Genomic DNA, 19459 nt, shown 5'->3' with positions numbered 1-19459 from the left:
GTTACTTATTCTATGAACTGGGGGAAACGTATCCATGAAACGTCGTTTTATTATTTTGTTCGCAGCTTTGGTGGCGGCGACTGCCGCATTATCAGCGTGTTCTTCTAATTCTCCTTCCACAACCGCTAACGAAACGCCGGAAGAGAAATCGGTTGTTTATGTCGGCAATGACACAATCGGCGATACGCTGACAAAAGACCACTTGAAGAAACTCGGGTTTGAAGTGACCGAAATGACGGACCGGGAAATTACGGATACAAAAGCAAAAAACTATTCGCTGGTTTATATTAACTCCAGCATCAGCAGCGCGGGCAATATCGGCACAAAACTGTACAATACGGCCGTGCCCGTCATTTACGCTTCTTCTAAAGTGACGAGCTACAATGACATGACGGGGACGCAGGAAAACACCGATTTCGGCAAAGTTCTCGGGACGAAATTGAACATAAAAGACAGCAAGCATCCAATAGCATCAGGTCTGAGCGGCAGTGTGGATGTATACAAAGAGAACGGCGGATTCGAATTTATCGTTCCTACCGGCGATGCCGCCGTCATTGCAACGGCTGCGGATGACGATAAGAAAGCGCTCATTGCCGTTTACGACAAGGGCGTCAAGAACGGTATCGGCAATGCTGCGCCGGCCCGGCGCGTGTTTATGTATTTGGCACCGGAGGATCTCATTTATACGACCGACAACGGCTGGAAGCTCTTCGATTCTGCCGTCCAATGGGCGGTCGGCGAGAAGTAAGTACGGATGGATGAAGGTATCAGCCTATAAAGGTGGATTAAAAGACCCATAAAAGCGCCAGGCTGCTATGTTAGCTTTAGGTTAAGCAGTCACGCATTGCCCATAAGATAAGATTCCAAAGAGGGGGAATACGCCGAAACGTTAAAACGGAAAACTTATGTTTGATGCATTGAAAGCGCTTCTATTGTGTCGGGCCGAGCGTTTGCGGTTATGCCGAAGGTTGCAGTGTAAGTCAAATAAAAACAGGAGGTCCTTACAACGTATGAAAAAAGTACTCATCTCAGCGCTTGCAGCAGGTATTGCCGTTACAAGCCTGGCAGCCTGCACAAACAATAACACGAATACTACTAATGAAGAACCGAACACCGCGGGAAACCCTGAAACGACCAATAACGCACCCGCTAATGAAAGTACAGGCGCTACTACTTCGGATGACAACACGCTGTTTTTCTACACTGCGCAAAACCCGGTCTACGAAGACGAAGCGAATTTCGACCGGCTGATTGGACAGTACATCAAGAAAAAGTTTCCGGATCTCACGATCAAGCACGTGCACTGGAACGACGGTACGCGCTATGAGGATTTGATCGCCAAAGGGACCATCCCGGATATCGTATTCGAGCAGGTTCGCCGGAACACCTCCAGAATGGTCAAGAAGTTCAAAATGGAATACGATATGTCCGATCTGATCAAGCAGTTCAATTTCGATACGAGTAAATTGGATCCGGCAAGCATGGAAGTCGTGAAGACGGCTTCGGACGGCAAAATCTATTCGCTTCCGTTCGAGATGAGCGATTTCGTTCTTGCTTATAACAAAGATATTTTTGATAAGTACGGACTTGATTATCCGAAGGACGGCATGACGTACGACCAGGTTTACGAATTGGCCAAGAAGCTGACGCGTCAGGATGGGGATATCACCTATAAAGGCTATCAGCAGCATCCAAGTCATTACATGATGTACAACCAGATATCCGAGCCTTCACTCAATCCTAACGAAGACAAAGGCGCCATGGATTCAGATACCTGGCTGAAAATCGTAAACAACATCCGGCGTTTTTATGAAATTCCCGGCAATCAGTTCACCACAACGTCCGATTTCCCGAAAGGCCAAATGGGGATGTCCGTGGATGTCGTGGAGAACGTCCTCAAATGGGCAACCGATTTTCCGGATTTGAATTTCGACCTTGTGTCCGTACCCGTATTCCCGGAAGCTTCGGGCTCGAAGTATCAGCCGAACCTGAACGGACTGTTCATTACACAGCAATCCAAGCATAAAGAGCTGGCGTTCCAGGTTATTCAATACCTGCTTTCCGACGAAGTGCAGGCTGAACGGGAGAAAGAAGCCATTATCGGACCATTGAATGTCCCTGCGGTCCAGCAGGCTTTCGCTCAGAACGTTCCGCAAATGAAGGACAAACACGTTCAAGCATTATTCGCTCTGAAAAGCGCAATGCCGGCGCCGCGCAAACCGGGCCTGACATTCATCAACCCGCCGGTAGCGCAGGTGTTCCAGCCGAATATTTTCGAGCAGTCCAAAGACAGCGCGACGGCGCTGCGGGTTGTTAACGAGATGATTAACAAACAGCTTGCAGAAACAAAAGCGGCTATTGCCGCCGGGGGCGACGGTACCGCGTATCAATGACGAGTTCTGTAGGAAGGCCTCTCCAAATCGGAGAGGCCTTTACACCTAAAAATGGAGGATTAATGAAAATGAAGAAGACCGCAGCATACGCACTTTTAACAATCCTGGCATTCTCGGCGCTTACCGGCTGTACAGACAATACGAACACCGAAAGCGTGAATGAGGGTGGAAACCAAGTTACAAGCGAGACCGGAACCGGGAATTCCGGCTCGACTTCGGACGATAACGTATTGTTTTTTTATACAGCGCAGAACAAGACTTATGAGGATGAAGCGAATTTTGACCGGCTGATCGGGCAGTTCATTAAGAAGAAGTTCCCGGATATTACGCTGAAGCACGTGCATTGGAACGACGGTACACGGTATGAGGATTTGATTGCCAAAGGTACGATTCCGGATATCGTATTCGAGGAGACTTACCGCAATGCGCACCGGATGATCGAGAAGTTCGACCTGGAGTACGATATGTCGGAATTGATCAAAAAATTCAATTTCGATACAAGCGTGCTGGACCAAGGCAGTCTTGAGCGGATCAAAACGGCTTCGAACGGCAAAATATACGCGCTTCCATTTGAGCAGAGCGATTTTGTGCTGGTCTATAACAAGGATATTTTCGATAAATATGGTTTGGATTATCCGAAGGACGGCATGACATACGACCAGGCTTACGAGCTGACCAAAAAGCTGACCCGTCAGGATGGGGATATCACCTATAAAGGTTACCAGCAGCATCCGAGCCATTATATGTATTACAATCAGCTTTCCGAGGCCGTGCTGGATCCAAATGAAGACAAAGGCGATTTGGATACCGATTCCTGGTTGAAAATCGTAAACAATATCCGCCGTTTCTATGAAATTCCCGGCAACCAGTTCATTACGACCGGCGATTTCCCGAAAGGGCAGATGGGGATGTCCGTGGATGTCATCGAGAATGTCCTGAAATGGTCGCAGGATTATCCGGACCTCAATTTCGATATTTCCTCGGTTCCCGTATTTCCGGAAGCGCCGAATAACAAATATCAGGCCAATGTGAACGGATTGTTCATTACAAAACAATCGAAGCACAAGGATCTTGCTTTCCAGGTCATTCAATATCTGCTTTCACCTGAAGTCCAGGAAGCTAGAGCAAAAGAGGGGATTATCAGCCCGCTGAACGATTCGAAGGTGCAGGAGGCATTCGCTCAGAATGTCCCGCAGCTGAAAGACAAACATACCGCGGGCATATTCGCTTTGAAAAGCGCAATGCCGGCGCCTCGCAAGCCGGGTCTTACATTCATCAACCCGCCGGTGCAGCAGGTATTCCAGCCGAATATTTTCGAGCAGTCCAAAGACAGCGCAACGGCCCTTAGGGTCGTCAACGAAATGATCAACAAGCAGCTTGCGGAAACGAAAGCGGCTGTCGAAGCCGGAGGCGACGGTACTCAATATCAATAAGCAAATTGCACGGGATTGATCGATATCACCTATGTTGAACATCGAGCCGTATCGTTTTTACGCATTCTTGCACAATGGGGCGCTTCCGGCGCCCCATTTCTCTATCGGGTGGCGCTAACCGTCAACCTTGCGAAAGCATGAATCACCTATAGAATAAGTGCCCGCCACCTATAATCGGTGAAATCGGAAGCAGTATAATGAAACCATCGGTTCCCGCATGCAGCACCTGCAATCGCGCGCGGGAGCTGCTTCTTATCGGCTATAAACGCGCGTCTACAACCGGAAAGGAGTGCTCATTGATTTGACGGAATTTCTGAAACAACCAACGAGTGTGGAAAAATGGGGGATTTTCGAGCTCAGCCTAAACGGGCCGTCCGAAGGAAATCCGTATCAAGAGGTTAATCTAACCGCCCGCTTTCAGTATAAAAACCGAATTGTTGAACCTGATGGCTTCTACGACGGAAACGGCGTTTACCGCATCCGGTTCATGCCCGATGAAATCGGCATCTGGTGCTATATAACGACAAGCAGCATACCCGAGCTGGACGGGCATCACGGCGAATTTATCTGCTTACAGCCGTCACTTGGCAATCATGGACCGGTCAGGGTGAAGAACGGCTATCATTTCGCCTATGAAGACGGCACGGCGTATATGCCTTTCGGCACGACCTGCTACCACTGGACCCATCACGGCGATGAGCGGAATGAAGAACTGACACTGCAAACGCTCGAGTCCTCGCCTTTCAATAAGGTTCGGATGTGCATACTTCCGACCCGCGGCATGAGGCCGCCGCAGCTGGCCTTTACCGGGACCACTCCTGAGGATACGGACCGGACTCGCTTTAATCCGGCGTTCTTCGCCCATTTGGAGGGGCGTATCGCGGATTTGTGCAGGCTTGGCATCGAAGCGGACCTGATTCTGTTCCACCCCTACGATAAAGGGGACTGGGGCTTTGACAGCATGGACCGGGAGACCGATCAGTATTACTTGCGCTACGTCATTGCCCGGTTGGCAGCGTTCCGCAACGTCTGGTGGTCCTTATCCAATGAGTATGACTTCAATAAATTCAAGACGGTGGAGGATTGGGACCGGCTGATTCAATTCGTCCAGCGCCGCGATCCTTACCAGCATCTTCGTTCGATCCACAACGGCACCAAAATGTATGAATCTTCACCGCTTTATGATTTCTCAAAGCCATGGATTACCCATCAAAGCATTCAGCATTGGGATCCCGAGCTGACGACGGAGTGGAGAATGGCGAACCGTAAGCCGGTCGTGATCGATGAAATCTCTTATGAAGGCAACAGCTCCCGAAGATGGGGCAACATTTCCGGCGAGGAAATGACACTCCGCTTCTGGGAAACGATGACAAGGGGCGGTTACGTTACCCACGGAGAAGCGTATACCCATCAGGATAAACGGGCCTGGATTTCTTCCGGGGGAACGCTGCAAGGCGAAAGCTCGGAGAGAATGGCTTTCTTGCGCCGGATCATGGAGGAAGGTCCCGCCGATTGGTCGCAAGCCGCCCAAGACGGCGACTATTATTTGAACTATTTCGGCCGTCATCAGCACGCCTATTACGAGCTGGCTCTCCCTATGGGGACGGAGTATTCCGTCGAGATCATCGATACCTGGAATATGACGGTCACTCCGCTTGGCGGAACCTTCAGCGGACCAAGCAGGATCGAGCTTCCGGGCAATCCATATACGGCGCTGCGCATACGAAAAGCGGCACAGCTGGCAGGGGCAGGGGCAGGGGGAGGCGAGAGCGCATGAAGATGATGAATGAAGTGGAACGATGGGGAATATTCGAGCTGAGCTTGAACGGTCCGGCAGAAGGCAATCCATTTGTCGATATAAGGTTCGGCGCCCAGTTCAGACAAGGGGAGCAAGTTTATGAATCCGAAGGCTTCTATGACGGCGGCGGAACGTACAGAGTCCGTTTCATGCCGGAGACGGAAGGGACATGGACTTTCTCGACTTCAAGCAGCTGCAGGTCGCTTGATAAAATTACCGGGGAATTCAAGGTTATCCCGCCATCTAAAGGGAATCACGGTCCGGTCCGGGTCAAGAACGAGGTAAAATTCAACTATGCGGACGGTACCCGCTACTCTCCAGTAGGCACAACATGTTACGTCTGGCATTTGCAAAGCGGTGAGCTGCAGGAGAAAACGCTTCGTTCGCTGCAGGCATCCCCTTTCAACAAGCTTCGAATGTGCGTGTTTCCGAAAACGTATTTGTTTAATCATACCGAACCCGCCTGCTATCCATTTGAAGGGTCGCCGCAGGAGGGCTTCGACCTGTCGCGGATGAATCCGTCCTATTTCGCCCATTTGGAGCGAAGAATCGGGGAACTGTCGGACCTTGGGATCGAGGCGGATCTGATTTTGTTCCATCCTTACGATGAAGGGCGATGGGGCTTCGACCGGATGTCAGCCCAGCAGGATGAACGGTACCTGCGTTACGTCATGGCCAGACTGTCCGCATTCCGCAACATATGGTGGTCACTAGCAAATGAATACGATCAGATGACTGAGAAGACGGAAGAGGATTGGGACCGTTTCTTCCGGATCGTTCAGGATTACGATTACGGGAGACATTTACGATCCATTCACAATTGCAGAGCTTGTTACGATTACGGAAAGCCGTGGGTTACCCATATCAGCATTCAAACCAGTGATGTGAAAGCGGTTTCCGCATACTCGAGGAATTATGCCAAGCCGGTCGTTGTCGACGAATGCGGCTATGAGGGCAACATCCATAAACAGTGGGGCAGTCTGACGCCGGAGGAAATGGTGTGCCGGGTTTGGGAAGGGACGTTTCGCGGGGGCTATGTGACGCATGGGGAGACCTATGCACGACCGGATTCTGTTTTATGGTGGTCTCATGGCGGAACGCTGCACGGAGAAAGCGTCCCGCGGATCGCATTTATGAAACGGCTGCTGGAGGAATCACCCGAGGGGATTAAATACTGCACCGCCCGCCATGATGCTTCGACGCTGGAAATTCCCGGTGAACATTACTTTCAATATTTTGGTCCGCACCGTTTCGCTTCCCGCGAGTTTTCGCTGCCGGAAGGGAAATACAAGGCGGAACTGATCGACACATGGAATATGACGGTTACGCCGATCAGAGAACGGTTAGAAGGATCGTTCCGCATCGATTTGCCTGCGAAACTCTATTATGCATTAAGAATTCAAAGGGTTGCGGCTGAAAACGCAGAAACGGGAGAGTGAAACGGCCTTGGACAAAACAAGAGAAGCCGCAAAAAATTCGGCGAATAAGATCTGGTACGACAAACCTGCCAAAATATGGGAGGAATCGCTTCCGATCGGGAACGGACGCCTTGGGGCCATGATATTCGGGAAGGTGTACGCGGAACGGCTGCAGCTGAACGAAGACTCCGTGTGGTACGGCAGCGTGAAGAACGGCGACAACCCTGAAGCGAAGCGGTATCTGCCGGAGGTACGCCGGCTGCTTATGGAAGGCCGGCAGCAGGAAGCGGAAGAGCTGGCGCAGATGGCGATGATGTCGATTCCGAAATCGCTCAATCCGTATCAACCGCTGGGGGATTTGAACCTTTACCATAACGGGGAGAAAGGCATGATCGCGGATTATTATCGGGATCTTGATATCGAGCACGGAATCGCCCGCGTCAAATACCGTCTAAACGGCATCCGTTACGAGCGGGAAATGCTCAGCAGCGCGGTGGATCAAGTCATCGCCATTCGGATTACGAGCGAAGTGCCAGGGGAACTAAACCTTCGGCTTCAATTAAGCAGGCGTCCTTTCGACACCGGAGCCGAGACTCTTTCCGGCGATACTTTATTGATGAACGGAGAGTGCGGGAAGGACGGTATAACGTTTTGTACAGCGCTCAAAGCGGTATCCGAGAGAGGCTCGGTCCAAACGATCGGTGATTTCCTGCTCGTTCGCCACGCCGATGAAGTCACCCTGTACCTTTCCGCCGCCACGACGTTTCGCCATGACAATCCGCAGGCGGAATGTATCCGGCAGACGGAAGAGGCAGCCCGCAAAGGCTTCAAGAAGGTAAGGGAGGACCATGTTAGCGAGCATACGTCCAAGTTCAGCCGCGTCCGGGTTCAGCTTGGCACCGAGCAGGAAGCCGTCCGGGCACAGTCCGTTCCGACGAACGTACGTCTGGAGCGCTTCAAAGACGGAAAAGCGGATCCTTCGCTAGCGGCCCTGTATTTCCAGTTCGGCCGTTATCTATTGATGTCAAGCTCCAGACCCGGATGCAACCCCGCGAATTTGCAGGGGATTTGGAATGAGAGCTATACTCCCTCCTGGGAATCGAAATATACGTTAAACATAAATACGGAGATGAATTATTGGCCTGCCGAGGTGAGCAACTTGGCCGAATGCCATGAGCCCTTATTCGATTTGATCGAGCGTATGCGGGTTAACGGCAGAAAAACAGCCTCGAAGGTGTATGGCTGCAGAGGTTTCGTCGCTCATCACAATACGGATATGTGGGGTTCGACCCAAATCGAAGGAAACTTCATCCCGGGGTCGGTCTGGCCGATGGGAGGAGCTTGGTTGTCGCTGCATTTGTGGGAGCATTACCGCTTCGGGATGGATGAGACATTCTTGCGCGAACGGGCGTTTCCGGTCATGCGCGAGGCGGCGGCGTTTTTTCTGGACTATTTGACCGAGGATGAGAACGGCCGATTGTTGACCGGCCCATCCACGTCGCCCGAAAACCGGTTTATCCGTTCCAACGGTGCGGTCGGGTCCCTCTGTATGAGTCCTTCCATGGATACGCAAATCATCTATACACTGCTGAGCGCATGTCTGGAAGCGGCGAAGCAGGTCCCGACGGATAAGGAGCTGTGCCGTCAATGGGAGGATGTTCGCAGCAGGCTGCCGCTGCCGCAGATCGGGAAACACGGGCAACTCCAGGAGTGGCTGGAGGATTGGGATGAAGCGAAGGCCGGTCATCGACACATCTCCCATCTGTTCGCTTTATATCCGGGCGAAATCATTCATGTCCGGGAAACGCCTGAGCTGGCTGAGGCGGCGCGCCGCGCGCTTGAGCGCCGTATCGATAAAGGCGCGGCGCATACCGGCTGGAGCCTGGCATGGGTTATCAATTTCTGGGCGCGGCTTTCAGAACCGGAGAAGGCGTACGAGAGCGTAAAGCTGCTTCTGTCCGATTCGACGCTTCCGAATTTATTCGACAACCACCCCCCGTTTCAAATTGACGGGAATTTCGGCGGGGCGGCAGGAATTGCTGAAATGCTGCTGCAGTCGCACCGCGGGGAATTGAATTTGCTGCCGGCGCTGCCTGATGCGTGGAAGCAGGGCAGCGTTCAGGGGCTGCGGGCGCGCGGCGGATATACCGTTGATCTCGAATGGGCGGAAGGCGAGCTGATCGGCTGCCGCATTCAAGTTTCAAGAAACGGGCTGTGCCGGATCGTATGCGAGCGTCCCCATAAACCGTTTCATATTGCCGCGGACGGTCTGACCGTCGCAAGCCGTGAGGACGGGCCGGTTATGGAATTCGAAGCCGTCGCGGGAAAAACGTATTTCCTTGAGCCGGAACGTATCGGCCGCGCCGTGCAAACGCTTTTGGGCAGCTGAAGATGCGAAACACCAGAAAAAGGAGGACGAGAGGTTGGACCAGCATCACCAACATGACCAGTTCGCCGAAATCGCTTTCCGCGAACACCCGGCTTACGATCATTCCATTTACGAAATTCCGCCGATAGCGCATGAGACCGTTTATTTTAGGGCGGGGAAGGAACAGGCGGATAAGCCGAAGGAAGCATCCTATGAAGAAAGCTTGTCCCGCTTTCACGAGCAGCTGCAGGAACTTCGCAGCCGTTATGCCCCTTTTCTGCGAAACCTGGCGCCGGATCCCGGCATTAGACGCAGCAAACAAAATTTGACCGAATTCATGTTCCGTTACAAGGCGGAGGAAGACAACCGGTTCCAGCGTGTACTGGAAGGAAGCGGCGAGTGGGAGAAGGTAACGATTCCAGATTTTCGGGGACCGACCGATGAAGAGGGCAGATGGACCGGTTATTATCGAACCGAATTCGAATACTGCCCGAACGGTTCCGGCAGCCGCGTCTTTATCCAATTTAACGGCATCGATTATAAAGCTTCCGTTTATTTAAACGGTAAATGCCTGGGCAGTCACGAAGGATTCTTCGCGCCTTTCGATTTCGACGTGACGGAACTGCTTCAGGCGGACAATACGCTCATCGTCGAGGTGCAGAACGACTATCCCATGATGGGTGTAGGCGGCTCCCTGCTCGATGGAGACAAAATTTATGCGGCGACCGGTCCGGGTTGGGACGATCCGGAAAGCGGCTGGCACCACTGCCCGCCAGGAGCTGGTATTTATGGCGCCGTCTATCTGGAAGAGCGGCCCCCGCTCTACATTCATGATCTATTCGTCAGGCCCGATATTGACGGGGGTTGTGTGGAAATATGGATTGATGCGGTAAATACGACGGATAAGCTGATCGAGAATGCGGAGCTTACAATCGACATCATGCCGAAAAACTTCAACGGGGACGCTTACGGCCCTTTCCGTTTCTCGGCGGCGTACGCAGGACCGGGATTAAATTATTTCCGGTACCGGATGGAGCTCCCGTCCTTCAAGCTGTGGGAGTCGGAGTCGCCTTTCCTGTATTTGGCCAGGGTCCGTCTCGAGGCCGGCGGCAAATGTCCGGACTGCCGGGACCGACATTTCGGCATGCGGAAGTTTCATCAGGACGAGCAGACAGTGCCCAAAGGAACGCTGTATTTTAACAACCGTCCGATCATACTGCGAGGCGCGAACGAGATGGGGCATTTGCAGCAGTGTGTCATGCAAAATAATACCGAGCAATTAATTGACGATATTCTCATCGCCAAAATGGCGAACATGAACTTTTACCGGATTACACAGCGGCCGGTCCAGGAAGAAATTTACGACTATTTCGACATGCTCGGAATGATGCACCAGTGCGATTTGCCGGCATTCGGATTTATCCGCCGCAACCAATTTTGCGAAGCGGTCCGGCAGACGGCGGAGATGGAACGGCTGATCCGCAGCCATCCGTCCTCCATTATGGTATCGCTCATTAATGAACCTTCGCGGACGGAGAAAAGAAAGAAAGGACACCGCTTCCTGCACCGGGACGAGTTGGAAGCGTTCTTCGTCGCAGCCAGACAGGCGATTTATATTGAAAACCCGGACCGCGTCGTGAAAAACACTGACGGGGATTACAATCCGCCGACTCGCGAGGGGCTTCCGGATATTCATTGCTATAACATGTGGTACACCGACAACATGATGACCGTCGGAAAAATGCACAAAGGCTTCCTGCCTCCGATTAAAGAGGGGTGGAAGGCGGGATGCGGCGAATACGGGACCGAAGGGCTGGACAATCTCGAAGTCATGATGAAGCGTTACCCGCCGGAATGGCTTCCGACTGGCTTGCATGAGCCGTGGTCGCCGGGTGATATTGTCAAAGCGCAGACCTACACGCTGCACGGCGATTGGTTCGCGGAGCAGCAAACGATCACGGAGTGGATCCGCGTCAGCCAGAAGCATCAAAGCCTGGCGACAAAATGGATGACCGATGCATGGAGAAGAAGAGCCGATTATATCGTTTCCACCGCTATCCATCTGCTGATCGACGCCTGGCCGGCCGGCTGGATGAAGGCGCTCGTCGGCGTGGACCGGTTACCCAAGCCCGCCTATTTCGTTTATCAATCCTGTCTGGAGCCGGTTCGCGTTCATTTGCGGAGCGACAGATGGAAAGTATACGAGGGTAAACAGCTTGAGGTGGAAGCCTGGCTGCTGAACGATTCGGCGCAAACGCTGGACGGATGCCGCATAATAGCGACCCTGAGGGATGATGTCCGCGATTACGGTCATTATGAATTGCCGGCCTGCGGCGTTCCGCATACGTCATCGCAATATGCGGGTACGATCCGGATCGACGTGCCGGAGCCGGCAGCAGGCAGGGGGAAGCTGTACGTAGATGCAAGTCTTCTGAACGAGCGGGGGGAAATTTTGAACCGGGAACGGTTCACATTCGAAGCGTTCGCTGCTATCGCTTCACCAGAAGACGGGGCAGTGCCTTTGGTCACTTGTCTCGGAGACGAGGCAGAGCGGCTTTGCACCTGTCTTCATCTGTTGACAGAACCGTTTGACTCGGAGCGCTGGACCGGCAGCTGCGGACCTCTTGTCGTTTCCTCCGGCACGCTGTTCGAGGCCCATAAAACGCTCATATTGGAGCGGGTGAAGCAAGGAGCTGCGGTTGTCCTCCTCCGGGGAAACGACGGAGAACCGGATATGTGGGACATCGCTGGAACTTTGGTCAAGACAGTCAAAATGAAAAGCAGATATGTTTTGGCGGTTCAATCCGGCGCGCCCGGGCTGGAATGGCTGCAGGAAGACGATTTCTCCTACTTCTATGACGCCGCTAAGGACCGGATCGAAGGGATTGCCGATTATCATCTGGAAGGCGAAGGGCTTGAGCCGCTAGTTTTCAGTTATTATTACAAGCGCTCTTTAAAGGAGAAAGGAACGCTTCCTGTCGTCGCCACCAAACGTTTCGGAGACGGCATCGTCACCTTCGTCGGACTGCCTCTGAACGGGTGGGCCGGCCATAATCCGACACTGGACAAATTTCTGCACGCTCTGTTTAATCATCCCTCCCCGCACAGGGATGGCGCCGCAGCAGCGGCAGCGGTCAATGATGGCTGCGAGGAGTTGAATCGTCTTTGATGAATAAATGGGGAAATATGCAAATTTCGGGTTTTGATGTGAAAAGCATGCTGCCGAGATGGACGTACGAAAGAGCCATGAAAGCCTCATTCGAAGGGGAGCGGGAACGGGAACGCATTCATAGTATCGCGGACTTGGAACGACGCCAAAGGGCTATTCGCGAAGGGATCGAGCGATGCGTCGGCGGCATGCCCGAAAGGGGAACGCCGCTAAACCCGCGCATTACCGGAACAGTCCGCGGAAACGGCTTTCGAATGGAGAATGTGATCTTCGAATCGAGGCCATCCGTTTATGTGACTGCAAATGTGTACATTCCGGACGGGATTCGGGAGCCCCGGGGCGCGGTGCTGCTGCTCTGCGGCCACCGCGAGAAGGCGAAACACTGCGATGAATACCAAACCGCCTGCCACTACCTCGTCCATTCGGGACTTGTCGTTATGTCCATCGATCCGACCGGGCAGGGGGAGCGGTTCAACCGGTATGACCCGGAAACGAAGCATGCTGGTATGACCGGCGTGCGGGATCATGAGAACGTCGGCCGCCAGTGTCTGCCGCTCGGCGACAGCCTGGCGCGCTATATGCTTCATGACGCCGTGCGGGCGATCGATTATTTATGCACCCGGCCGGAGGTCGATCCGGACCGGATCGGGGTAACCGGCCATTCCGGGGGAGGCATGCAGACATCGCTTGTAATGATGTACGACCCCCGCATTGCCGCGGCCGCCCCGGGCGGCTTCATCATGAACCGGCCCTATTTTCTGCTTACCGGCAAAACGCAGGACGCCGAGCAGAAATGGCCCGGCTTCTCGGCGCTCGGCTTCGACCATGAAGATATCGTGCTCTCCATGGCTCCCAGGCCCGTTCTCGTGCTTGCGACGACGTATGATTCGGTTCCGATCGAGGGACCCCGGCATACGGTGGCCGTAAACCGCAGGTTCTGGGAATTGTTCGGGCACGGCGAACGGCTCGGGCTGGCCGAGGACGAGAACGCGCACCGTTTTACCGTACCTCTGATCCGAGCGGCTGCCCGCTTTTTCTCCACCCATCTGCTGGGCGCCTCCGCAGTGATGCCGGATGACCGGATCGAGCTGCTCCCGCCGGAGCAGCTGCTATGTACCCGCAGCGGTCAGGTTATCGGGGAGCTGGAGTCGGCGAAAACCGTCTATGACGAAAATGCGCAGCGGCTGGCGCAGTTCGAGGCAGCCAGACTGTCCATGCCGGCAAGCAATCGCAGAAGTCAGTCTATGGACTGGCTGCGGGCCGCCGTACAGGAGGGACGACAACCGGCCGATCCGAATCCGCGCTATGCGGGCGCCGGGGAGGCGGACGGGTTACAGGTTAGCCGCATCGTCTGGTGGAGTCAGCGAGGCATGCTTAATCATGCTCTGCTGTTCGCAGGCGGACAGGTGGCTGACCGCAGCCGGCCCGTAACGATTGCGATTTGGGACCGGGGGACAAACAGTCTCGAGCCGCATGCCGCATGGATAAGAGAGGTATGCGATTCGGGCAGAACGGTGATGGTGCTCAATCCGACCGGTGTCGGGCCGCTACTGCCGCATCTTGATGTTCCGGGCGACGATCCTTATAAGATGTTCGGAGTGCTCGACAAGCATACGGATGAATTAATGTGGCTTGGCGACAGCATGGCAGCCATGCGCGTTTATGATGTTCTTCGTGCGGCGGAAGTCGTTAGAGGGTCGGCTTATCTGGACGGCGAGAACATGGAGCTGTATGGCTTCGGACGCTATGCCGTTTACGCCGGATTGGCCGCGCTGCTCGATCCGCAGATCAGGGGCGTCCGGATGGACCGCCCTTTCCGCAGCCTGGCGGAGTGGATCCGCAATCCGGATTATGATCCGGAGGATTCGCTCAGTTTTATCATCCCCGGCATGCTGCGTTTGTTCGACCTGCCGGATATGGATCGGTGGCTTGCCGATGAGGGACGTCTGCTTAGCGGGCCGCCGATTCCGGATGTGAACCCGCAGAGCTGCCAACTTAAGGAATGAATCGAAAGGAGAGGATTACATGACACTGCTGCAAGGCGTTATCCCTGTACTCATGACCCCTTTTACGGATAAGCAGGAAGTTAACGAGCGGGTGCTTCGGAATTTCATCCGCCGCTATTTGACCGCCGGGGTACACGGTCTCTTTTGCCTCGGAACGAACGGGGAATTTTTCTCTCTCACAACGGAGGAAAAAATTCGGATTATGGAAATCGCCGTTGAGGAAGCGAAGGGTAAAGTTCCGATTTATGCGGGTACCGGCGGCATCAGTACAAAAGAAGTCGTACAGCTGTCCGAGAAAATGGAGGAGCTTGGCGCGGATGCACTGTCGGTCATCACGCCGTACTTCCTGCCTCTTACCCAGAACGAGCTGATCGGCCATTACCGAAGCGTTGCCGCTTCCGTATCGCTGCCGATCGTGCTGTACAATTTTCCCGATCGTACAGGTGTGAGAATTGAGCCCCGAACGGTCGCGGAGCTGGCGAAAATACCGAATATTGTCGCGATTAAGGACAGCAGCGGCAGCTTCGAATTGATCGAGCAGTATATATCGGCGGCAGGGCCGGAATTCGCCGTGTTGGCCGGCTCGGACGCCCTGCTCCTGAAGACGCTGCAGGCAGGCGGGAAAGGCGGCGTCAGCGGCTCAGCCAACGTGCTGCCGGAGCTGATGGTATCGATTTACACACACTGGCAAAGCGGTGATATGGAAGCGGCCGAAGCGGCTCAATCCCAGCTTCAACCGTTGTCGCAGGCTTACCGGATGGCGACGCTGCCTTCGGTATTCAAGGAAGCGCTGAACCGCATGGGCCTGGAAGCGGGTCCGTGCAGGTCGCCGATCGCTCCGCTGCCTGCGGATGCCTCGGAAGAGCTGGACCGCGTGCTTCGCCATTACCGGGAACTCGGCTATATACGCGGGGAGCTTAACGATCAGTCCGCCGGAAGGAGGAGTTAAAATGAAGGAGTCGGGAGAGTCCATGACGATGACGATGAAGGACCATGATCCGGAAGTTTTGCAGACGACGGGCGACAGCGCCTGGTTTACTCAAGACCGCTTTGGTTTGTTTATCCACTGGGGGCTCTATTCCATGGGAGCGAGGCATGAATGGCTGCAGTCCCGTGAACGGATGGGCCTTGAGAAATACAGCAAATATTTCAAACGGTTCGATCCCGATCTGTACGACCCGCATATGTGGGCGGAGCTCGCTTCGGAAGCGGGCATGAGATATATGGTTGCGACGACCAAGCATCACGAGGGCTTCTGTTTATGGGACAGTGCCCATACCGGATATAAAGCGACGAATACACCGGCGGGGCGGGATCTGCTGTCGCCGATGGTCGATGCGTTCCGCGAACGGGACATGCGAATCGGATTTTACCATTCGCTGATCGATTGGCATCATCCTCATTATACCGTCGATCCGAAGCATCCGCTGCGTTTCGATCAGCAGTTTATCGAAGAGAGCAAGCGGCGGGATTTCGCGCAGTATAGAGCCTACCTGCACGCGCAGACGAAAGAGCTGCTGACACGGTTTGGCAGCATCGATCTGCTGTTTTACGACTTCTCGTTCCCTGAAGAAGCCGGACTTCCCGGCAAAGGCAAGGAGGATTGGGGCAGCGAGGAGCTCGTTCGGCTGATCCGTTCCCTGCAGCCGCAAATTTTGCTCAACGACCGGCTTCAAACCGGCGGGGACATCACGACGCCTGAGCAGTATATGCCGAAGGAATGGGTGAAGCTGAACGGAAAGAAGGTCGTATGGGAAACATGTCACACCTTTAGCGGATCTTGGGGCTATTACCGCGATGAGGAGTCTTGGAAAAGCGTGGAATCGCTGGTCAAAATGCTGATTGACGCAGTCAGCAAAGGCGGCAATTTGCTGCTGAACATCGGACCGAACGCCCGCGGAGAAATCGATGAGCGTTCGATCGACAGGCTGAAGAGCATCGGAAAATGGATGAAGCGCCACAGCCGTTCCATTTACGGCTGCACCGAAGCGCCCGGAACATTCGATTGCCCGCAGGACTGCCGTTTGACCTACAATCCGTCGACGAACCGGATGTACGTGCACGTATACAGCTGGCCGTTCAAAAACATTCATTTGAAGGGATTTGCCGGCAAGGTGGAATACGCCCAGCTGCTTAACGATGCTTCCGAAATCAAATTCAAAGAAGGTGTCGTGGAAAGCAGCATGATCGACGGGGCGTACCGCGAGAGCCGGGACGAATCGACGCTCATGCTGTCGATTCCGGTGAAGAAACCCGACGTGACCGTTCCGGTCATCGAATTGTTCTTGAAGTCGTAATCGTATGGCTGTAATGGAAGGAGATGAACCGATTGGCGAAGATTGTCGTGGATTGGCGCGGTGGCGGGGATTTCAAAACCGTGCAGGAGGCGGTAATGGCGGCTCCGGAACATTCGGATGAACGGACCGTGATCGAAATCCGCAAAGGGATCTATGAAGAGAAAATTATCGTTCCGGTCAGCCGGAATGCGATCAGTTTCATCGGCGAAAGCTGGGAGGGCACCGTGCTCGTTTCTTCGGATTACGCGAACATGATCGGAGCAGACGGTGCAAAAATAGGCAATGATAATTCCGCGAGCACGTTCGTATACGCCGACGATTTTCACGCGGAACGGCTCACGTTTTCCAATCAAGCGGGCTTGTACAAGGGACAGGCGGTCGCGCTTGCCGTCTCCGGCGACAGAGCCGTCTTCCGCGATGTGTGCATTCGCGGAAATCAGGATACGTTGTATACGCCGGGGCAAGGACGGCAGTATTACGAGAACTGCTTCATCGAAGGCACGGTGGATTTTATATTCGGTTCGGCGACTGCCGTGTTCGAGCAGTGCGAACTGCACAGCATCCGAAGGCATAACGGTTATATAACGGCGGCTTCCACGACGAAGGAACAGCTTTACGGCTACGTGTTTCTAAACTGCAGACTGACCGGCGCCGCGCCGGAGCATACCGTCTGTCTTGGAAGACCGTGGAAACCTTACGCCAAGGTTGCGTTCATCGATTCGTGGATGGAACGCCATATCCGGCCGGAGGGATGGGACAATTGGCGCGACCCGGAACGGGAGAATACCGCCTCGTTTGCCGAGTATGGCAGCAAAGGTCCGGGTGCGCGGCTGGTAGGGCGGGCTCCATGGGCCAAGCGGCTTGGGAAAGAGGAAGCCGAAGGCATAAAGTCCGCCGCGCTGCAGGGAAGCGACGGCTGGGATCCGGTGATGTCTCTTGGCCGCCACCTTATAACGGAAAGGTAAACAAAACAAACGAGTCGGAGAGTAGAGGGAGGCAGCGCATGTCGATAGCAAGGGGGCGTTCGGGCGAACTGGTGAGGGCAGCTGCAGATCATGCGGATTATTTGCTCAAACGCGCAGCAGACCGTACCGGCAGGACGCCGTTGTTTGTCAATGCTCTGGATTCGGATAGCGGGGAGCCTGCACGGCACGATTATGATCATGTCAACAAAACGGCAATGCTGTCCAGTCCGGCCAGCCAGCAAAACTGGCTTCGGACGCTTGCCGCTTTGACTGCCATAACCGGACAATCCGGGTATAGAGATACAGCCGAAAACGTCTGCCGGTATATGCTGAGGGAGCAGACGGACCGGAACGGTCTTGTTTACTGGGGCGGCCATACCGCTTACGATTTGGAAGAGCAGCAAGCGGCGTTCGCCGCCGATAAAGCACTTGTGCACGAGCTCAAATGCCATTATCCGGATTACGAGCTGATGTGGACCGCCGATCGCGCCGGCACGAAACGCTATATCGAAGCGGTATGGAATGCCCATATAATTGATTGGACAAATCTGGACTTCAACCGTCACGGACCATACGATGCGCCGCACGGAGCGTTGTGGGCAAACGGTTACGAAGGAAAGGGTGTTTTTTTCTGGGGCAGCGGCCTTACGTTCGTCAACGCGGGCAGCGACCTGTATTACGGAGCGGCGATGCTGGCGAAATTGTCGGGCGAAGCCGCCCCGCTCGATTGGGCGGAGCGTCTGGCGGAACGATATGTAGAGACGCGCCGGAGCGGCGTCGGAATCAGCGGCTACCAATTCAGCCAATCGGCTTCGGCATGGTGCGACGGTCCGGCAGTCCGAGGCGACCGGGCGCAATATCAGCTGGCCCCATTGATTCCGGAAGGTCACACTGTATACGAGAGTACGCTGTTTAAACCGCGTCCCGCCGTTCAGCGGTGCCAGCTTGCAATCGGGGAAGCACTGGGTGCGCAGGGCGGACGATTCCGGCAGTGGTCATGCGAGGAAATGGCTGCTTGGGGACGGGCGGCTTACCGCAGTGCAGACAACAGCTTCGTCCCGATGCTTACGGACGGATGGAGCCTGGAAGGTGTGACGCTGGACAGGAAGGGGTATTTCGGCCCAAAAGGAACGGTCTTCAAGGCAATTCCGGCTGGCGCAGAGTTTTTCTGGATGTACGCCATGGGGTACCGGCTGTCAGGAGATCCGTTCCTTTGGACGATGGCCAAGAATATCGCTTCTGGACTTGGTTTGGGAGATATCGGCGAACCGGACGGGGGGATGCCGGGCGATATGCTGCCGGGCTCTGGTCTTGCGGCTGCCGATCACCGCATCATTTTCGGTATGCTTGAGCTGTACAAAGCGACGGGCCGGGATGCTTATATCCGTATTGCTGACCAGGTGGCGGATCGATTGCTGGCTTCCCGTTATCACAAGAGACGTTTTGAAACAAAGGGCAGAGTGCTGATCAATGATCCGGCACCTCTCGCCCTTCTTCATCTGGCCGCAGCACAATCGGATGCTGGCCATTACCTTCCATGCGTGTTCCAAACCTAGATCCGTCATTGTAGCCGGCCGCATACAGCTGCCGGCTTTTCCCGTTCATGCGCAGC

General features: G+C 54.4%; 12 protein-coding genes. All 12 read left to right on the top strand.

The annotated features are described in order from the left end of the window. The first annotated feature begins 34 nt into the window (after positions 1-34). Positions 35-748: a hypothetical protein gene (locus tag ACFPYJ_RS31840; RefSeq protein ID WP_379192392.1), complete on the top strand. Its 714-nt coding sequence runs from the start codon at positions 35-37 to the stop codon at positions 746-748. Between the two features lie 262 nt (positions 749-1010). After that, positions 1011-2393, top strand: a complete 1383-nt coding sequence (locus ACFPYJ_RS31835) for an ABC transporter substrate-binding protein (protein WP_379192390.1) — start codon at positions 1011-1013, stop codon at positions 2391-2393. A gap of 68 nt (positions 2394-2461) precedes the next feature. Continuing rightward, the gene (locus tag ACFPYJ_RS31830) at positions 2462-3826 is read left to right on the top strand and encodes an ABC transporter substrate-binding protein (RefSeq protein ID WP_379192388.1); all 1365 of its coding nucleotides are present in this window, start codon (positions 2462-2464) and stop codon (positions 3824-3826) included. 301 nt (positions 3827-4127) lie between these two features. After that, on the top strand, positions 4128-5603 hold the full coding sequence (locus tag ACFPYJ_RS31825) for a DUF5605 domain-containing protein (RefSeq protein WP_379192386.1): 1476 nt from the start codon (positions 4128-4130) through the stop codon (positions 5601-5603). After that, a complete protein-coding gene (locus ACFPYJ_RS31820) occupies positions 5600-7063 on the top strand; it encodes a DUF5060 domain-containing protein (RefSeq protein ID WP_379192384.1) in 1464 nt (487 codons plus the stop codon). Before ACFPYJ_RS31825 ends, ACFPYJ_RS31820 begins: the two co-directional genes overlap by 4 nt. Positions 7064-7070: 7 nt before the next feature. Then, on the top strand, positions 7071-9431 hold the full coding sequence (locus ACFPYJ_RS31815; RefSeq protein ID WP_379192382.1) for a glycoside hydrolase family 95 protein: 2361 nt from the start codon (positions 7071-7073) through the stop codon (positions 9429-9431). A 34-nt stretch (positions 9432-9465) separates the two neighbouring features. After that, entirely contained in the window at positions 9466-12579 is a 3114-nt protein-coding gene (locus ACFPYJ_RS31810) for a glycoside hydrolase family 2 protein (RefSeq protein ID WP_379192380.1), read from the top strand. Further along, the gene (locus tag ACFPYJ_RS31805) at positions 12579-14585 is read left to right on the top strand and encodes an alpha/beta hydrolase family protein (protein WP_379192378.1); all 2007 of its coding nucleotides are present in this window, start codon (positions 12579-12581) and stop codon (positions 14583-14585) included. Before ACFPYJ_RS31810 ends, ACFPYJ_RS31805 begins: the two co-directional genes overlap by 1 nt. A 19-nt stretch (positions 14586-14604) precedes the next feature. Next, positions 14605-15534, top strand: a complete 930-nt coding sequence (dapA, locus tag ACFPYJ_RS31800) for a 4-hydroxy-tetrahydrodipicolinate synthase (protein WP_379192377.1) — start codon at positions 14605-14607, stop codon at positions 15532-15534. 1 nt (position 15535) lies between these two features. Then, positions 15536-16882: an alpha-L-fucosidase gene (locus tag ACFPYJ_RS31795; protein WP_379192376.1), complete on the top strand. Its 1347-nt coding sequence runs from the start codon at positions 15536-15538 to the stop codon at positions 16880-16882. A gap of 32 nt (positions 16883-16914) precedes the next feature. Beyond that, positions 16915-17847: a pectinesterase family protein gene (locus tag ACFPYJ_RS31790; RefSeq protein ID WP_379192374.1), complete on the top strand. Its 933-nt coding sequence runs from the start codon at positions 16915-16917 to the stop codon at positions 17845-17847. Positions 17848-17885: 38 nt separating this feature from the next. Next, positions 17886-19403: a hypothetical protein gene (locus ACFPYJ_RS31785; protein ID WP_379192372.1), complete on the top strand. Its 1518-nt coding sequence runs from the start codon at positions 17886-17888 to the stop codon at positions 19401-19403. Positions 19404-19459: the final 56 nt, after the last annotated feature.

Source organism: Paenibacillus solisilvae (assembly GCF_042656405.1).
Lineage (GTDB): Bacteria > Bacillota > Bacilli > Paenibacillales > Paenibacillaceae > Paenibacillus_Z > Paenibacillus_Z solisilvae.
This window is presented reverse-complemented; position numbering and strand designations above follow the sequence as displayed.

Excerpts from the sequence above, each read along its gene's own strand:
- ACFPYJ_RS31795 (WP_379192376.1), top strand. The coding sequence starts at position 15,536 with ATGAAGGAGTCGGGAGAGTCCATGACGATGACGATGAAGGACCATGAT.
- ACFPYJ_RS31840 (WP_379192392.1), top strand. The coding sequence starts at position 35 with ATGAAACGTCGTTTTATTATTTTGTTCGCAGCTTTGGTGGCGGCGACT.
- ACFPYJ_RS31805 (WP_379192378.1), top strand. The coding sequence starts at position 12,579 with ATGAATAAATGGGGAAATATGCAAATTTCGGGTTTTGATGTGAAAAGC.
- ACFPYJ_RS31785 (WP_379192372.1), top strand. The coding sequence starts at position 17,886 with ATGTCGATAGCAAGGGGGCGTTCGGGCGAACTGGTGAGGGCAGCTGCA.
- ACFPYJ_RS31830 (WP_379192388.1), top strand. The coding sequence starts at position 2,462 with ATGAAGAAGACCGCAGCATACGCACTTTTAACAATCCTGGCATTCTCG.
- dapA (WP_379192377.1), top strand. The coding sequence starts at position 14,605 with ATGACACTGCTGCAAGGCGTTATCCCTGTACTCATGACCCCTTTTACG.
- ACFPYJ_RS31820 (WP_379192384.1), top strand. The coding sequence starts at position 5,600 with ATGAAGATGATGAATGAAGTGGAACGATGGGGAATATTCGAGCTGAGC.
- ACFPYJ_RS31835 (WP_379192390.1), top strand. The coding sequence starts at position 1,011 with ATGAAAAAAGTACTCATCTCAGCGCTTGCAGCAGGTATTGCCGTTACA.